This window comes from Pseudomonas sp. NA-150, assembly GCF_044336365.1.
GTDB lineage: Bacteria > Pseudomonadota > Gammaproteobacteria > Pseudomonadales > Pseudomonadaceae > Aquipseudomonas.
In genome coordinates, this window is sequence record NZ_CP172305.1 from 6,103,262 (window position 1) to 6,120,025 (window position 16,764).

Genomic DNA, 16,764 nt, shown 5'->3' on the forward strand with positions numbered 1-16,764 from the left:
GCCATAAACCCATTGACAGAATGCGTTGACACTCGCCGAAAAAGCACTGATCAAAAAACAACCACAAGCCTACAAGCCACGCGGAACAAGGCCTTCAGCCACCTACTCCCACGTTACCCACAGCCACTTCCACAGCAATCTTGGACAAGTCAAAACCGTGACAAAACAACTGTTTGCAGCGTCTTTATGCCGCGCTTTGCCAGCTTGCGAAAATTGTTTTCCACAATTTGAAAAGACAACGCCCCGAGTGAAATCACCCGGGGCGCGTGGTGCAGCAATAGTCTGTTTTTTCGTTGATCAGTGACCGCCGAGGTAAGCGTTCCTGACTTCGTCGTTAGTCAGCAATTCCTGCCCGGTGCCTGTCAGACGAATCTCACCGTTCACCATCACGTAGGCCCTGTCAGACAGCTTCAGCGCGTGGTTGGCGTTCTGTTCGACGAGGAAGATGGTCATGCCGGTCTTCGCCAGTTCACGCAGGGTCTGGAAGATCTGCTTGACGATGATCGGCGCCAGGCCCAACGACGGCTCGTCGAGCAACAGCAGTTTCGGACGACTCATCAACGCACGGGCGATGGCCAACATCTGCTGCTCGCCACCGGACATGGTCATGGCGCGCTGATTACGACGTTCCTTGAGCCGCGGGAACAGCTCGAACATGCGTTGCATGTCCTCCGAGGCGAACTTGTCACCGATCGGGATGGTGCCCATCAGCAGGTTTTCCTCGACGCTCATGTCGGGGAACACCCGCCGCCCTTCCGGCGACTGCGCAATGCCGTTGGAGGCGATGTAGTGCGAAGACTTCTTGGAAATATCCACACCCTGATAAAGGATCTGCCCGTTGGCAGCCCGTGGCTGGCCGAAAATCGACATCAGCAGCGTGGACTTGCCCGCGCCGTTGGAGCCGATCAGGCTGACGGTTTCACCTTCGTTAATGTACAGCGATACTTTTTTCAGCGCCTGGATCGGCCCGTAAAACACATCGATCTCTTTCAATTCGAGGATCGGCTTGCTCATACCAACTCCTCTTCATCAGCGCCCAGGTACGCGGCGATCACTTTTGGATCGTTGCGAATCTGCTCCGGGCCGCCTTCCGCAATCACGTTGCCGTGGTCGAGAACCACGATGTAGTCGGAAATGCTCATGACCATGCCCATGTCGTGCTCGATCAGCACCACGGTCATGTCGTGCTCGTCGCGCAACAGGCGAATCATGCCGCTCAACGCTTCGGTTTCCTGTGGGTTGAGGCCCGCAGCCGGTTCGTCGAGACAGATAATCTGCGGCCGCGTGCACATGGCTCGGGCGATTTCCAGACGGCGTTGCTGGCCGTAGGACAGTTCACCGGCGAGGCGGTTGGCACAGTCCACCAAGTCCACCACTTCCAGCCAGTAGAACGCATGGTCCAGCGCGTCGCTTTCGGCCTTGCGATAGGCTTTGGTGTTGAGGATCCCGGCGACCATGCTGCGGTTGACCCACATGTGCTGGGCCACCAACAGGTTCTCGATCACCGACATTTCCCGGAACAGGCGAATGTTCTGGAAAGTCCGCGCCAGACCGGCACGGTTCACAAGGTGCGTGCCGCCGAACATCTTGTAGAACAGCCGAGTACCAAAGCTTTTCGGCGACACGAAGTCGCTGGCCTTGAACGACTCGCCCAACAGCTGAATGACGTTGGTGCTGCTGCCACGGCTATTGAGTTGAATACGCCCGCCGGTGGCTTTGTAGAAGCCGGTCAGGCAGTTGAACACGGTGGTCTTGCCGGCGCCGTTGGGGCCGATCAGTGCCGAAATCGAGTTGCGTTTAATCTGCAGGCTGACGTCACTCAGGGCTTTAATGCCGCCAAAGTGCATCATCAGGTTCTCTACCGAGAGAATGACATCGTTGCTCATGGTGCCACTCCTTTACGCGGAACCACACCGGTACGGCTGATCCGAATCAGGCCGCGCGGTTTCCAGATCATCATCACCACCATCAGGACGCCGAACAGCAGCACGCGGTATTCCGCGAAACTGCGCAGCAATTCCGGAGTCACGGTCAACACGAAGGCGGCGATCACGACGCCGACGGTCGAGCCCATGCCGCCCAATACCACGATGGCGAGGATCAGCGCCGATTCGTAGAAGGTGAAGGAGGTCGGGTTGACGAAGCCTTGATAGGTGCCGAAGAACACCCCCGCAAGGCCTGCTGTAGAAGCACCCAGGGTGAACGCCGAGAGCTTGACCAGTACGTGGTTCAGACCCATCGCGCGACAAGCGATTTCATCTTCACGCAAGGCTTCCCAGGCGCGGCCGACCGGCATGCGGGTCAAGCGATGCTTGACGTACAACACCAACAGCACCACTACGAACAGCACGGCGTAGATGAACATGTACTTGAAGGTCGGGTTGTAATCGATGCCCAACAACTGGTGAATCGGCGTACCACCATCGCGGGCGAAACGACCAAACTCGATGCCGAAGAACGTCGGTGCGGGTACTGGCATGCCGTTCGGCCCGCCGGTAAAGGACAGCCAGTTGGTGAGGATCAGTCGAATGATTTCACCGAAACCGAGGGTCACGATCGCCAGATAGTCACCGTGCATCCGCAACACCGGGAAGCCGAGGATGCAACCGGCCAACGCGGCCATCAGCGCCGACAACGGCAGCACCGTCCAGAAACCCAGGCCCAGGTAGTGATAACCCAGCGCCAGACCATAGGCGCCGATGGCGTAGAACGCCACATAGCCCAGGTCGAGCAGACCGGCCAGGCCGACCACGATGTTCAGGCCCAGGCCCAGCAACACGTAGATCAGACCGAGGATCACCACCGTCAGCACGTACTGGTCGGCAAACACCGGGAAGATCAGTGCGATGACAATGAAGAACGGGATGATGAAGCGCAGGCGCGATTTGTAGTTCGGCGGCAATACATGCACGCCCGAGCCTACGACTTCAAAGCCCTGTTGGACCTTGGCGCCTTTGGCAGTCTGCATGAACAGGCTCAGGAGCAGCCGGCCGACCATCACGATGCCGACCATCCAGGCCACGCGAGACGGCTGCATATTGAAGCCATAGCCGTCGAGCACGACGCCGACGACAGGGCCGAAAACAATCAGCGACATAAGTCCGGCAAGAACGGTGTCGACCAGGCTTTTCTTGATATCGATAGGTTTTTTATTGGCTGCGGACATACTTATACCTTCGCCACGAGTGGGCGACCCAACAGGCCTTGAGGACGGAAAATCAGGATCAGTACCAGCAGCGAGAAGCTGAAGACGTCCTTATAGTCAGAGTTGATCACGCCGGAGAACAGCGACTCGGAAATCCCGAGGATGATCCCGCCGAGCATCGCGCCAGGCAGTGAACCGATCCCGCCGAGTACCGCCGCAGTGAAGGCCTTGATGCCAATCACGAAGCCTGCGGAGAAGTCGAACGTGCCGTAGTTCAAGGTAATCAACACACCGGCCAGCGCAGCCATGGCAGCACCGATGATGAACACGTAGGAGATGACCCGGTCGGTATTGATACCGAGGATCGAGGCCATCTTGCGATCTTGTTGGGTCGCGCGGCACATGCGCCCCAGCTTGGTGAATTTGATGATGTAGGTCAGCACGGCCATCCCGGCGAATGCGGCTACAAGAATAAAGATCTTGGTGTAGGTGATTTGCACGAAACCCGTGCCGAACTCGATTCTCCACGCGCCGCTGAGCAGCGTTGGAATACCTTGTTGGCGTGAACCCTGAGCGATCTGGGCGTAGTTCTGCAGAATCAGCGAAACGCCGATAGCACTGATCAACGGTGCCAGTCGGGTGGAGTTGCGCAGCGGTTTGTAAGCGATACGCTCGATAACCCAACCATAAGCACCGGTCACCAAGACGGTGAACAGCAACGTGCCGAGGATCAACAGCGGGAAGGATTCAACACCGAAGTATGTCAGGAGGGCCAGCGTGATTGCCGCCAGATAAGCGGAGATCATGTACACCTCGCCGTGGGCGAAGTTAATCATGCCGATGATGCCGTAGACCATTGTGTAGCCGATGGCGATCAGGCCGTAGACCGACCCGAGGGTCAGACCGTTAATAACTTGTTGCAGGAAAATACCGTCCATCACGCACTCTCACGAACTTGAGAGGCCACCGCGAACCCAGTGTCGATGAGCCCTTGTGAGGCGCACCTGCCAGGGTTCATGTGGCTCAGAAGAAAAATACCGGGTCGGCAGAGTTGCACAGCCCATTACCAGCGCGAGGCCTGCACCCCGCGATCAACTCGCGAGGCGCAGGTCAGGCAGAGCGCCTATCTCACTTCTGTTTTTCCAGCTGGTGGTATTTGCCAGCGGCATCCCACTGATAGACCACGTAGTCGGAGACTTTCAGGTCGCCCTTGGAATCCCACTCTTTGGTGCCCATCACGGTTTTGACCGGATTTGCTTTCAACCACTTGGCAGCATCTTCACCTTTGTTCGACTTAGCGCCGTTGAAGCCAGCAGCCAGGGCTTGCACCGTAGCGTAAGCGTACAAGGTGTAACCTTCAGGCTCGTAACCGGATTTCTTGAAGGTTTCTACGACAGCTTTGCTGTCCGGGATCAGACGTGGGTCAGCACCGAAGGTCATGTACACGCCGTCGACGTAAGGAGCGCCGCCAGCGGTAGCAACCATTTCATCGGTCACGATGCCGTCATCGGACATGAATTTGACGTCTTTCAGGCCTTCAGTACGCAGTTGGTGAACCAGTGGACCGGCTTCCGGGTGCAGGCCGCCGAAGTAAACGACATCAGCACCAGCGGCGCGGATTTTGGTCACCAGGGCGCTGTAGTCTTTCTCGCCACGGGTCAGACCTTCTTCCAGCACTGGCTTGACGCCACGCTTGGTCAGCTGCTGAGCAGTCGCGTCAGCCAGGCCTTTGCCGTAGGTGTCTTTGTCGTTGATGACGGCAACTTTCTTGCCTTTCAGGACGTCGACAATGTAGTTACCTGCCACGATACCTTGCTGGTCATCGCGACCGCACATACGCATCATTGCCGGCAGACCGCGCTCGGTCACAGCTGGGTTGGTCGAACCTGGAGTGATGGCAAGGATGCCAGCGTCGGCATAAACCTCAGACGCAGGGATGGTCGAAGACGAGCAGAAGTGCCCGACCACACCAATCACTTTGTCTTGCACCATTTTGTTGGCTACAGCCACGGCTTGTTTTGGTTCGCAGGCGTCATCGCCCTTCACCAGCTGGATCTTCTCGCCGTTGATACCACCAGCGGCGTTGATCGCGTCAGCCGCGGCCTGCGCGCCTTTCATGTACTGCTCGCCGAAGGAAGCGTTAGCGCCGGTCATTGGACCTGCGACACCGATTTTCACATCAGCCTGAGCGAACGACGAAGCACCCAGTGCAGTAGCGACTGCGAGTGCCAGAAAGCCTTTCCTGTAAAACGTCTGCGACATGTGATGGTGCTCCTGAGGTTTTTTAGTTAGCACAGCTACTTCAGCGGAAGCTTTGATTTAGCAACAAGCTCTGAGCAAGTGGCGTGCCATAGGTTTTTTATTCTGAAAAAAGTCGTTGTTTTGTTGTTATTCGACCGTTTCGTGCCCTTTTTTACTGGGCGTGCAACCGTCTAAACCGTGGCAGGTGCAACCCTGCCAATAAAAAAGAGCAACCGTGACGAATAAAGCTTGCAACCCAAACAATCGACCCCGTGCAACCGCTCTGTAACAGTCTGCGTCACCGAAGTGCACACACGCGGTGCGCGACCGCTACAGGACGCACCAACTGAGGGTAGTAGGTGCGCGAAAAAAGCGCTGCCGGATGCCCGAAAAATCCTTTTAAATTACGATCCGCAGGCACTGGCCCGCGTGATACAGCGAAAACCCGGCTTCATACATGGCGCTGCGCAAGCCAACAGCCGATACCGGCTCCATGGGTGCAAACGGCACGGGTAGCGCTTTGGGATCGCCATGGCACAGGTAATCGGCAAATGCCTTGCCGACCACCGTGCCAGTGGTGTTGCCTCGGCCGTTAAAGCCCGTGACAGCGACCAGACCCGGTGCAGGCTCGAACAGCCGCAACAGGTGATCCGGGGTAAAAGCGATGCAACCGGTCCAGGTGCATTCCCACTCCACCGGTTTCAGGTAAGGGAAATAGTGCTGCTGCACCCGATCAGCCCAGGCCTTGAGGAACCAGGTCGGCTTTTGATTGCCGTTACCCAGACTGCCCAGTAACAAACGGCCATCAGCGTCGCGGCGAATGCTGCTCAGCACCTGACGTGTGTCCCAGGAGCCCTGGCCACCCGGCAGAATCTGTTGCGCGGCGTCTTCGGTCAATGGCACCGAAGCGACCTGGTAGTAGTAACCGGGGAAGAAATTGCGCCGCAGTTCGGTCCATTCACCTTGGGTATATGCGTTGGAAGCGATCACCACTTTCTCGGCCAGTACCGCGCCGTTTTCCGTGATGACGCACCAGCGATCGCCCTGACGTTCCAGGCGTGTTACCGGTGAGTGGTCGAATATTTGCGCACCCAGATCGGCCGCCGCTTTGGCGAGACCACTGGTGTAGGCCATCGGGTTGAACGTACCGGCACGCCGGTCGAGCAACGCGGAGGAAATTTTTTGCGTGCCGGTCGCGCCCTGGCAAGCCTTGCCGGTCAACAACTCGACATCGGCGCCACGGCGCTTCCATTGTTCTTCGCGGCTGCGCAGGTCAGCTTCGCCACGGGCGTTGTGCGCCATGTGCAGTGTGCCTTCGCGGCGCGCCTGGCAATCGATGTTGTATTTCTCGATCAGACTGAATACCAGCGACGGCGCCGCGCCGAGCATCTGGTTCAACTGACTGCCGACTTCCTTGCCGAAACCCGCTTCGATCTCGTCAGGCGGAATCCATAACCCGGCGTTGACCAGGCCGACGTTACGCCCCGACCCACCGTGACCGGTGCGATGAGCTTCGAGCACCGCAACTTTTTTGCCTTGTTCCAACAGGTGAATCGCTGCCGACAATCCGGTGATGCCCGCGCCGATCACGCACACATCTACCGTCAACTCCCCTTTGAGCGCCGCGGCTTCAGGCCGTTGCGGTGTCAGCGTTTCCCACAAACATTCTTCGCGTAGCGGCATTGCAAAACCCCGAACCAGGCAAAAACCGAATAATGACCATCGCGGGCAAGCCCGCTCCTACAAGTACAATACAAACCCTGTAGGAGCGGGCTTGCCCGCGATCGGGTTAACGCGGAGCAGCAGACATTACCCGAACCACCCCGCGCCTACCCGTTCTGAACAGCCTCTAAAACGGCCACTTCATACGACAATCAGTCAAAAGTAATACCTTGGGCCAACGGCAGTTCCAGCGAGTAGTTCACGGTCGCCGTCTGGCGACGCATGTAACCGCGCCACGCATCGGAGCCCGACTCACGGCCACCGCCGGTTTCTTTCTCGCCACCGAAAGCGCCACCGATTTCCGCACCGCTTGGGCCGATGTTGACGTTGGCGATGCCGCAGTCACTGCCCAGCGCCGAAATGAACTGCTCGGCTTCACGCACGTCAGTGGTGAAAATGCATGACGACAGGCCTTGCGGCACGGCGTTGTTCAGGCGCACGGCCTCAGGGAAATCGTCGTACCCGACGACATACAGAATCGGCGCGAAGGTTTCGGTGCAGACCACGTCGCTTTGCTCTGGCATCTCAACGATGGCCGGCGACACGTAGTAAGCGTTCGGGAACTGATCAACCAATTGACGCTGACCACCGAAGATACGGCCGCCTTCGCTCTTGGCCTGCTCCAGGGCGTCTTGCATGGCCTCAAAGCTGTGCTTGTCGATCAGTGGACCGATCAGATTGCCTTCCAGCGGGTGACCGATACGGACTTTCGCGTAAGCGGCTTTCAGGCGGGTGACGATTTCATCTTTGACCGATTCGTGTGCGATCAGGCGACGCAAACTGGTGCAACGCTGACCGGCAGTACCGACGGCGCTGAACAGAATCGCGCGTACAGCCAGATCCAAGTCGGCGCTTGGGCCGAGGATCATCGCGTTGTTGCCGCCCAGCTCGAGGATGCTGCGAGCGAAACGTGCAGCAACCACCGGCGCAACCAGGCGACCCATGCGGGTGCTGCCGGTAGCACTGATCAACGCCACACGCGGGTCTTCAACCAGGGCTTCGCCAGCGTCACGGCCGCCGATCACCACTTGGCTCAGGTACTTGGGTGCATCCGGGAAGTGTTGCAGAACGCCTTCGAACAGCGCCTGGCACGCCAGCGCGGTCAGCGGGGTTTTCTCCGACGGTTTCCAGATCACGGCGTTACCGCAGACCAGCGCCAGCGCGGTATTCCACGCCCACACGGCTACCGGGAAGTTGAACGCACTGATCACACCGACGACACCCAGCGGGTGCCAGGTTTCACGCATGTGGTGGCCAGGACGCTCGGAAGCGATGGTCAAACCGTACAACTGACGCGACAGGCCGACGGCGAAATCGCAGATGTCGATCATTTCCTGCACTTCACCCAGGCCTTCCTGAGTGATCTTGCCGGCTTCCCACGACACAAGCTCGCCCAACTCAGCCTTGTGCTTGCGCAGGGCTTCACCGAACAGACGCATCAGTTCGCCACGACGCGGAGCCGGCACTTTGCGCCAGGCTTCAAACGCGGTTTCGGCACGGGTGATGTGCTGTTCGACTTCCGCTCGCCCTTCCCAGTGCACGGAAGCAATGCGGCTGCCATCGACAGGTGTGTGTACGGCCTGATCGCCTTTGGAATACAGCGCGGGGTCGACACCGAGACGGTTGAGCAAGTCGGTAATCATGTTCTCTCCTGGATTGGATATGAAAAGCTGAGATCGAAAACAGCATCCGAAATCATAGGTAATGCATCAGCCTCTACTAATAACTGGCCTGAGACCTGTGAACAAACGACCATTAGGCGAGATATCATTCCGTTTATTCATGCTGCCCTTCGTTTGTGCCCTGGCAGTGTAGAAAACCAAAGGCCTGACCATGCTCAACAAACGTCACCTGCCGTCGATCACCGCATTGCAATGCTTTGAAGCGGTGACCCGGCACCTGAGTTTCACCCGCGCCGCCGAAGAGCTGAACCTGACCCAAAGCGCGGTCAGCAAGCAAGTGGCGCAACTCGAAGAACTGGTCCAGCACCTGTTGTTTCGCCGCGTGCGTCGTCGCCTGCAATTGACCCCGGCCGGCGCACTGTACCTGGGTGAAGTGCAGAAAATCCTCACCCAAGTGGAGATGTCCACGCACTTCCTGCGTTCCTACGGCGGCGAGACCGAAGTCCTGCGTGTGTCGACACCCTCGACCTTCGGCGCCCGCTGGCTGGTGCCACGCCTCAAAGGCTGGCGTTTGCGGCATCCGCACATTCACCTGGACCTGATCAACGAGCAAGAACCGGACGATTTGATCCAGGGTCGCTGTGACCTGGCGTTCTACTTCGGCCAGGGTGCGCGACCGGGTGCCGAGTCGGTAAAACTGTTCAGTGAAGAGCTGGTAGCAGTGTGCTCCCCCGACAGCCTGCCGGACAAACCTTTCACCGATCCCACGCAACTGAGCGAACTGGTGCTGCTGCAAAACGCCAATCGCCCACAGGCCTGGCACCAGTGGTTCGAAAGCCAGGGTTATCAGACCGAACACAGTTATCACGGTCCGCGCTTTGAAACCTTCTACATGTGCATTCGCGCGGCTCAAGTCGGCTGCGGCGTAGCGCTGCTGCCAAAGTTCCTGGTCGAAGAAGAGCTGGCCGATGGCAAGCTGGTCATGGCCTGGCCCCACGCCCTGCCCAGCCGCGACGCCTATTACATCGCCTACCCTGAACACACGGCCGAGGTGCCGAAAATCAGGGATTTCGTGCGCTGGATGTTGGAACAGTTGGAAAACCCGACGCCTTAAGCGCGACAATGCGGACCCAGCACACATAGCAAGCCAAATAACGTCGGCTGCTCTGGAGAATTGAGTACATGAGTGAGAGCGCCTTCTCGGATCGCATCGTGCAGAACCTGCTCGACACCGATTTCTACAAGCTGACCATGATGCAAGCGGTGCTGCACAACTACCCCAACGTCGACGTTGAGTGGGAGTTTCGCTGCCGCAACGGCGAGGATCTGCGGCCTTACCTGACCGAAATCCGCCACCAGATCGCGCTGCTGTGCGAGCTGTCGATGAACATTGAGCAGCTGAGTTTCCTGGAGCGCATCAGCTTCATGAAGCCCGATTTCCTGCGCTTCCTCGGCCTGTTCCGTTTCAACATGCGCTATGTGCAGACCCACATCGAAGACGGTGAATTGCGCATCCGTCTGCATGGGCCGTGGCTGCATGTGATTATGTTCGAAGTGCCGCTGCTGGCGATTGTCAGCGAAGTGCGCAATCGCAGCCGCCATCCAGACACCAAACTGGCTCAGGCGCGTGATCAGCTCTATCGCAAGTTCGACTGGTTGCAAGCCAATGCGCACGCCGATGAACTGGCGGAACTGAAAGTCGCGGACTTTGGCACGCGTCGGCGCTTTTCCTACCGCGTGCAGGAAGAAGTCGTCACGGTGCTGAAGAAGGACTTCCCCGGTCAGTTCGTCGGCACCAGCAATGTCGAGCTGGCACGCAAACTGGACCTCAAACCGCTGGGCACCATGGCTCACGAATGGATCATGGCCCACCAGCAACTGGGCCCGCGGCTGATCGACAGCCAGATCGTTGCGCTTGATTGCTGGGTCCGAGAGTACCGTGGCTTGCTGGGGATCGCCCTGACCGACTGCATCAGCACCGACGCCTTCCTCAACGACTTCGATCTGTACTTCGCCAAACTGTTCGACGGCCTGCGCCATGACTCCGGTGATCCGGTGCAATGGGCTGAAAAATGCATCGCGCATTACCAAAAGCTTGGCATCGACCCGATGAGCAAGACCTTGGTGTTCTCCGATGGCCTGAACCTGCCCAAGTCGCTGGAAATATTCCGCGCGCTGCGGGGTCGGATCAATGTCAGCTTCGGCATCGGCACCAACCTGACGGCCGACATACCGGGCGTTCAGCCAATGAATATTGTGCTTAAAATGACAGCTTGCGCGGGTCAGGCGGTGGCAAAGATCTCCGATGAACCGGCGAAAGCACAATGCAAAGACCCAAATTTTGTCGCGTACCTGCGCCACGTGTTCAAGGTGCCGGATTGCGCGCTGCCTGTTCCTCAATCATCCGACTCTGCACAATCTGTTAAGGAGTGAATCATGCAAGCCGTACAGCTCGAGATTGCTGAACAGCTCAAGGTCCAACCGCCCTTCGCCGACCACCATGCGCTTGAAGCCGAGGTCGCTCGCCGGATCGCCTTTATCCAGCAATGCCTGCTGAATGCGCGGTTGAAAACGCTGGTGCTGGGCATCAGCGGCGGCGTTGACTCGCTGACCGCCGGTTTGCTCGCGCAGCGCGCGGTCGAAGGTCTGCGTCAAAGCACCGGCGACAACAGCTATTGCTTCATCGCAGTGCGCCTGCCGCATCTGGTGCAGTTCGACGAACATGAAGCCCAGGCCAGCCTGGAATGCATCAAGCCGGATGAATCACACACAGTGAACATCGGCCCGTCGGTGCAGGCATTGACCGCGCAGATCAAAGCCTTTGACGGCCAACACGCCAGCGCGGTGGACTTCGTGACCGGCAACACCAAGGCGCGCATGCGCATGGTCGCGCAATACGCCATCGCTGGCGCCCGTCAAGGTCTGGTGATCGGCACGGACCATGCGGCAGAAGCGGTGATGGGTTTCTTCACCAAATTTGGCGATGGCGCTTGCGACCTGGCGCCACTGAGCGGGCTGGTGAAAAACCAGGTGCGGGCGATTGCGCGCAGCTTTGGCGCGCCGGAGTCGTTGGTCGAGAAAGTACCGACTGCCGACCTCGAAGACCTGGTACCAGGCAAACCGGACGAAGCCTCGCACGGCGTGACCTACGCCGAGATCGATGCCTTCCTGCATGGCCAGTCGCTGCGTGAAGAAGCCTTCCAGATCATCCGCGACACTTACTACAAGACCCAGCACAAGCGCGAGTTGCCGTTCGCGCCTTGATTCATCTGGTGTTGCAAACATCGCCTCGCCTGTAGGAGCCAACTTGTTGGCGAGGCGGTGTGCCAGGTAAGTCGCCTCGCGAACAAGTTCGCTCCTACAGAGAGAAGGCGGCCTCATAGACACCAGCGCAATTTCCCCAACAATAGAAAACGGAATGAACCTGCCGTTTTTTTTCGTTTGCCTCCTTTCGCCATCAACGCTTTCATAGGGCCCTACTCTTCATCGTCAGAGCCTCTGCTTATGTCCTCCTTCGAAGGTCTGTTCTCGCTTGTCGCATCCGTCGTCGGCCAACCTGCTGCCCAGTGGCTCGAAAACCACGTCGAAGTACCGCGCGGCCTGGAAGACTTCAGCTGGAGCGAAACCGCCGTGCACCGGGCTTGGTTGGCCGAAGCGCTGAACCTGTGTCTATTCCATAAACTCGTGGAAGCCGTCCCCGCTGGCCGGGTGTATGTCGATGAACAAGCCGACAACGGCCGCAAAGTGGTGTTCGACCATGGCGCGATTCGTACTGTCGACTGGTTCGACAACGGCGAACTGCCCCGCGGTCGCCAGGCCTTCACCCGCCTGCTCGAGCCGCTGGGCTTCACCGACGTGCGCACCTACCCACTGACCAAACTGAACATGACCGGCTGGGGCTATCGCCAGCAAGACCTGCCGGAAGACATCGCCCAGTTCTTCGTCTCCGAACTGCACCCCGGCCGCTTCAGCGAAGCGTTCCAGGCCGCCGTCGGGCGCGTCGTCAGCTCAAGCCGTGACCCGCTGAACGCCGAACAACTGAGCATCCTCAACCGCCTGCAACTGACCCGTCATTGCAGCCTGAGCGAAGCCCATCGCCTGTTGCCCGGCCTCTACGACGCCTTCGGCCGCCAACACGGCGTGGTGCAACAGGCCGACTACCAAGTGCTCCTCAACGAAAGCGCGGAAATGGCCTGGATCTCCACCGAAGGCAACAGCTTCAACCACCTGACCGATCGGGTGATCGATCTGGAAGCGGTGGTGGCCGAGCAGTTCCGCAAGGATCGGCCGATGAAAGAGACCATCGAGGTTTCAGGTTCTGGGCGTGTGATGCAGACCGCTTACAGGGCTTGCACCGTGAATCGTGGGTTGGTGGATAGTCATGGGCGCGTGCAAGAGCATCGGGTTCCGGGATCGTTTGTTGAGTTTATTCAGCGCAAGATTGATCCGGAGAATGACAAGCTGGATTTGAATTTTGATAGTAGTAATGCGCAGGGTATTTTTAAGATGACGGCGAAGTGATGCTTCGTTTATAAAACTGGCATGCCAATCGTACTACGCGGGCAGGCAGGTCAACAGAAAATCAAATAAAACATGCGCCGATTTCGGCGCTTTTTTTGCGCTGTTTTTTATTAAAAGAAAATTCCTACATCTTCAGAGGAGTTAGCCGGCATCTATTGAGTGGATTGAGTGATATCAAGGTGGGAATTTGGACCTACAAAAACTCCTGTATTGATAGGAAAATAGAAATGAAAGAACTGCGCCTCATCCACCGCCACGACATTCATAAATACGATCTAGGCTCGATTGAACGCCCTTTTTTTGCAGTTGGTACAGTAGACCTAGCACTTAAGGACCACAAATACATCTCGGGGTTGGATGACCTTATCCACGACCACAGTTTGGATCTGAGTGCCAGTAGATTCGAGCATCATAGAAGCCAAATTCTTCAATCCGTGAGCGGGGTGTCTGGCTCTTGGTGACAAAACATCCCTTCAGCCCACTAAGCAATGACCGGACTGGAGAATACGCTCACATTACGCATCCGGCATTTTCAACCGCCGCTTATAAGAATCGGAACGCTCAGCCTGAGTCGGCTTCTACGCCTCTTTCAAGGTCTGAAATCAAACCAGAAAAACTGCCGCTAGCTACGGAACACAGCTCCAACACTCCAAAATTCAGGAGTGGAAACACCTAGCAGATGATGAGCTTCCTATAGCCAGCCGCTCGGTAACGCATAGCTATGGTGAACTACGTCACGTCAAACAACAATTCCAAGAGGGTGATGACCATTGGCAAATTACCGGCACGTCGTGGCATTGGCAACCTGTAACCGCTGACATCGTTTACGAATACACGCAGGAGCAGAACCAATGAAGGGGAAAAAATCCTCTTCAACCACGATTATGTGGTGGGTGTGGGGTGGGTTGGATGCTATGTATCTTCTATGGTATGTCGGCAATAGCCTATACCATGGCAGAGCCCCTTACTTTAGCGATCTGCTTTCCACCTTGCCCCTACTGCAAGAACAAGGTACGGCCCAAATACTCATCACGCTAATGAGTTGGCTTTTGCAGTTGTCCGTTATCGCAAGCTGCGTGCTATTTCTGACGAAGAGCAATGTTGCAAAATGGGTAGCTTACTTCCAACTACCTCTACGATTATTTTTTTTCATTCCGTCTATATCGATCGTACTAATAGGTGCAAAAATAGCTCCAAACTACAACCATGTGTTAATGCTCGCTCTTCTGATACTGTCTGAACTGATGAAAGGAGTAACGCTGTGGGGGCGTTCATTCAAAGCTGGAGAATCATCGTCTTAGTAAATGCCCTTTGACGGCAACAATAGTTTCACAGGACAACTTGAAGATTATCACTTGAACCAGTACCGCATTCGCAGGCAAGCCTGTTCCCAAAGGGGATCGCAGTTCTCTGCGGGAGATTCTATGTTCTCATCCAACACATTTGACCCCTGTAGGAGCTGCCGAAGGCTGCGATAAGGCCGGAACGGCCTTCGCGATGTCGATTGATAGCAGCCTGAGGCAGCTCCTACAGGATTTGTGCCTGCCGCAGAACCATTGCGTGAGCAGGCTTGCCTGCGAATGGTCGACTCGGCACATATCTGTAGGAAACATCCTGATTTTATTTCAGCCATTGAGCCTGAGCGCGGTCCTAGGCACCCTGCTGCCCCGGTCTTTGCGCAAGGTTCAATCGGATGTTAAGCCAACACCTCCGTCGTCGACGGCTCTCGATTATCCAGCGGGTCTGGTTTCTGCCTTTGTTTGCCGTGATCGGGACGCTGTGTTGGGTCGCGACGGCGCAGCAATCGCCCGCGGGCAATAGCGGCTATCGCAGCACTACCCATTTTTTGCTGGTCGGTGAGATGCCGGCGAATACGGTATTGCGCAGCACTGCGCAATATGACCCGATGCCAGGCCAGCAAAACTGCCCCCATCATCGCCCGCAGTTACATATGGACACTCAACCGGACAGTGCAGTCCAGCCCTTCAGCTTTGAAGTGCCACTGGCCTGGCATTTGCCCGGTTGTACGTTGGTACTGAGCGACGTGGATTTCGTCACCGATGGTTTTTACGACGGTGATAAAAAAAAGCGCAGCAGCACCACCAGCGGGGCGATCGCCGTGCGCGAGACACTGCAGAAAGGCGTACCGGGGTTTCCTGAGTCAGGAGAGAAAGAGTATCGCGGGCTGTGTCGCTGGCAGCGCCTGGTTGGTCCCGACGGCGGCAAACAGCAACCCTTTTTGACCTGCCATGCCGCAGACAAACGATGGGGACTTATCGGTGATCAACCCCATCGCCCTGGTGGCGCGGTGAGTCGAAATGAGCTGGCGGGGAAAACCATCCGCATGAGCTTCAAGATGGCCGACGAGTCATAGTCCGAACTCGTTCGGACCATGACGCAGTGAGGCGGATTACTTAACGGTAACGGTGCCTTTCATCATGCTGATGTGGCCCGGGAAGGTGCAGAAAAATGCATAGGGACCGCCGTCAGCCAGCTTCGATACGTCGAACGTCACCGAATCGGTCTCGCCGGCACCAATGACCTTGGTGTGGGCGATGACGCGTGCGTCGCTGGCTTTCAGGTAGTTATTGTCGACGCCGGCGCCAATGCCGTCGGAGGCAACGGCTTGTGCATCGGCCTCTTTGGCCAGCACCCAGTTGTGACCCATGACGTTTTTCGGCAAGGCGCCCGAGTGAGCCAGGTTCACGGTGAAGGTTTTGCAGCTTTTGTCGATGGTAATTTCTTTGGTGCTATAGGACATCTGGTCCGTGGAATCGATATCGACCTTGCACTCCGCCGCCATCAGATGGCTGCTGGCGAGCGTCAACAGGGATACTGCGACAAGTTTACGAATCATCATGGATCTCCAAGGCAGGACGTTATAAGAAATTATTCGAAAGTTCCGTCTGTGGGGAAGACTGCCTGATTCACAGCCGAGTTCCAATGCCCTGCGTCAACACAACGCAGACCCAAGCCTGAGCCTATGGGTGCCATCGAGACAATCAACCAGCCAACGAGTTAACGGCGCACTACCATGGGCCATCATCACTCACTGGAGCCCCACATTATGGACCTCAATAGCCTGTTTCGCAGTTTGCTTGCCGCTTATGCCTACGGTGCCAGTGGCACGTACGATCAGCGTTACGACAAGCCCGCAAGAGACTAACAAAAACCTGTCCAATCGGTCAGTAAAATTTGCATGGCCGACCGCTGAGCGCACAACGCCGTGTGCCCGGTGCCGTTCTCAGGCAGAATGGCGGTACTTACTGCCTATCCAGAGGATCGCCCATGGCTAAACCTAACTATTCCTTCGCCAAACGTCAGAGAGATCTGGCCAAAGAGCAGAAGAAAGAGGAAAAGCTGCAGCGCAAGAACGCCGCCCTGACCGAAACCGGCGCAGATGGCGAAACCGTTGAAGGCCAAGAGCCTGCCGACGATGCCGAGGCAACCCCAGAGCAAGCGCCAGCCAACTGATTCCTCAGGGTCTCGCTGCCTGTGAGACTCGTACGCCAG

Annotated in this window: 16 protein-coding genes; 8 read left to right on the forward strand and 8 right to left on the reverse strand. The window is 57.1% G+C overall.

The annotated features are described in order from the left end of the window. Positions 1 to 297: 297 nt before the first annotated feature. The 7 genes from ACF0H7_RS28600 to ACF0H7_RS28630 all read right to left on the reverse strand — a co-directional run bounded on the left by ACF0H7_RS28600 (position 298) and on the right by ACF0H7_RS28630 (position 8,751). Entirely contained in the window at positions 298 to 1,014 is a 717-nt protein-coding gene (locus tag ACF0H7_RS28600) for an ABC transporter ATP-binding protein (protein WP_397450156.1), read from the reverse strand. Next, complete coding sequence (locus ACF0H7_RS28605; RefSeq protein WP_397450157.1) at positions 1,011 to 1,886, reverse strand: ABC transporter ATP-binding protein; 876 nt, start codon at positions 1,884 to 1,886, stop codon at positions 1,011 to 1,013. Before ACF0H7_RS28605 ends, ACF0H7_RS28600 begins: the two co-directional genes overlap by 4 nt. Continuing rightward, a complete protein-coding gene (gene livM, locus ACF0H7_RS28610; protein ID WP_397450158.1) occupies positions 1,883 to 3,166 on the reverse strand; it encodes a high-affinity branched-chain amino acid ABC transporter permease LivM in 1,284 nt (427 codons plus the stop codon). The genes ACF0H7_RS28605 and livM overlap by 4 nt, the downstream gene beginning before the upstream one ends. Before the next feature lie 2 nt (positions 3,167 to 3,168). Next, entirely contained in the window at positions 3,169 to 4,083 is a 915-nt protein-coding gene (locus tag ACF0H7_RS28615; protein ID WP_397450159.1) for a branched-chain amino acid ABC transporter permease LivH, read from the reverse strand. Between the two features lie 190 nt (positions 4,084 to 4,273). After that, positions 4,274 to 5,407: an ABC transporter substrate-binding protein gene (locus ACF0H7_RS28620; protein ID WP_397450160.1), complete on the reverse strand. Its 1,134-nt coding sequence runs from the start codon at positions 5,405 to 5,407 to the stop codon at positions 4,274 to 4,276. A 378-nt stretch (positions 5,408 to 5,785) separates the two neighbouring features. After that, on the reverse strand, positions 5,786 to 7,069 hold the full coding sequence (locus tag ACF0H7_RS28625) for an NAD(P)/FAD-dependent oxidoreductase (protein ID WP_397450161.1): 1,284 nt from the start codon (positions 7,067 to 7,069) through the stop codon (positions 5,786 to 5,788). 191 nt (positions 7,070 to 7,260) lie between these two features. Further along, positions 7,261 to 8,751: an aldehyde dehydrogenase family protein gene (locus ACF0H7_RS28630; protein WP_397450162.1), complete on the reverse strand. Its 1,491-nt coding sequence runs from the start codon at positions 8,749 to 8,751 to the stop codon at positions 7,261 to 7,263. Between the two features lie 190 nt (positions 8,752 to 8,941). Here ACF0H7_RS28630 and ACF0H7_RS28635 point away from each other — a divergent pair, with 190 nt between their 5' ends. From ACF0H7_RS28635 to ACF0H7_RS28665, 7 genes are all read left to right on the forward strand, one after another. Beyond that, positions 8,942 to 9,844 (forward strand): LysR family transcriptional regulator, encoded by a 903-nt coding sequence (locus ACF0H7_RS28635; RefSeq protein ID WP_397450163.1) that lies wholly within the window; start codon positions 8,942 to 8,944, stop codon positions 9,842 to 9,844. A gap of 68 nt (positions 9,845 to 9,912) precedes the next feature. Continuing rightward, complete coding sequence (gene pncB, locus ACF0H7_RS28640; RefSeq protein WP_397450164.1) at positions 9,913 to 11,163, forward strand: nicotinate phosphoribosyltransferase; 1,251 nt, start codon at positions 9,913 to 9,915, stop codon at positions 11,161 to 11,163. A gap of 3 nt (positions 11,164 to 11,166) precedes the next feature. Further along, positions 11,167 to 11,994: an ammonia-dependent NAD(+) synthetase gene (gene nadE / locus ACF0H7_RS28645; RefSeq protein WP_397450165.1), complete on the forward strand. Its 828-nt coding sequence runs from the start codon at positions 11,167 to 11,169 to the stop codon at positions 11,992 to 11,994. A gap of 240 nt (positions 11,995 to 12,234) precedes the next feature. Further along, complete coding sequence (locus tag ACF0H7_RS28650) at positions 12,235 to 13,251, forward strand: DUF1338 domain-containing protein (RefSeq protein ID WP_397450166.1); 1,017 nt, start codon at positions 12,235 to 12,237, stop codon at positions 13,249 to 13,251. A 227-nt stretch (positions 13,252 to 13,478) separates the two neighbouring features. Next, a complete protein-coding gene (locus tag ACF0H7_RS28655; protein WP_397450167.1) occupies positions 13,479 to 13,712 on the forward strand; it encodes a hypothetical protein in 234 nt (77 codons plus the stop codon). A 390-nt stretch (positions 13,713 to 14,102) separates the two neighbouring features. Continuing rightward, positions 14,103 to 14,552 carry a hypothetical protein gene (locus ACF0H7_RS28660; protein ID WP_397450168.1) on the forward strand — a complete coding sequence of 150 codons (450 nt, stop codon included), beginning with the start codon at positions 14,103 to 14,105 and terminating at the stop codon, positions 14,550 to 14,552. 392 nt (positions 14,553 to 14,944) lie between these two features. Continuing rightward, positions 14,945 to 15,625: a hypothetical protein gene (locus ACF0H7_RS28665; RefSeq protein WP_397450169.1), complete on the forward strand. Its 681-nt coding sequence runs from the start codon at positions 14,945 to 14,947 to the stop codon at positions 15,623 to 15,625. A 36-nt stretch (positions 15,626 to 15,661) separates the two neighbouring features. Here the strand turns inward: ACF0H7_RS28665 and azu are convergent, their stop codons facing one another. Continuing rightward, on the reverse strand, positions 15,662 to 16,108 hold the full coding sequence (gene azu, locus ACF0H7_RS28670; RefSeq protein WP_397450170.1) for an azurin: 447 nt from the start codon (positions 16,106 to 16,108) through the stop codon (positions 15,662 to 15,664). Positions 16,109 to 16,539: 431 nt separating this feature from the next. Here azu and ACF0H7_RS28675 point away from each other — a divergent pair, with 431 nt between their 5' ends. Further along, entirely contained in the window at positions 16,540 to 16,725 is a 186-nt protein-coding gene (locus tag ACF0H7_RS28675; RefSeq protein WP_397450171.1) for a hypothetical protein, read from the forward strand. Positions 16,726 to 16,764: the final 39 nt, after the last annotated feature.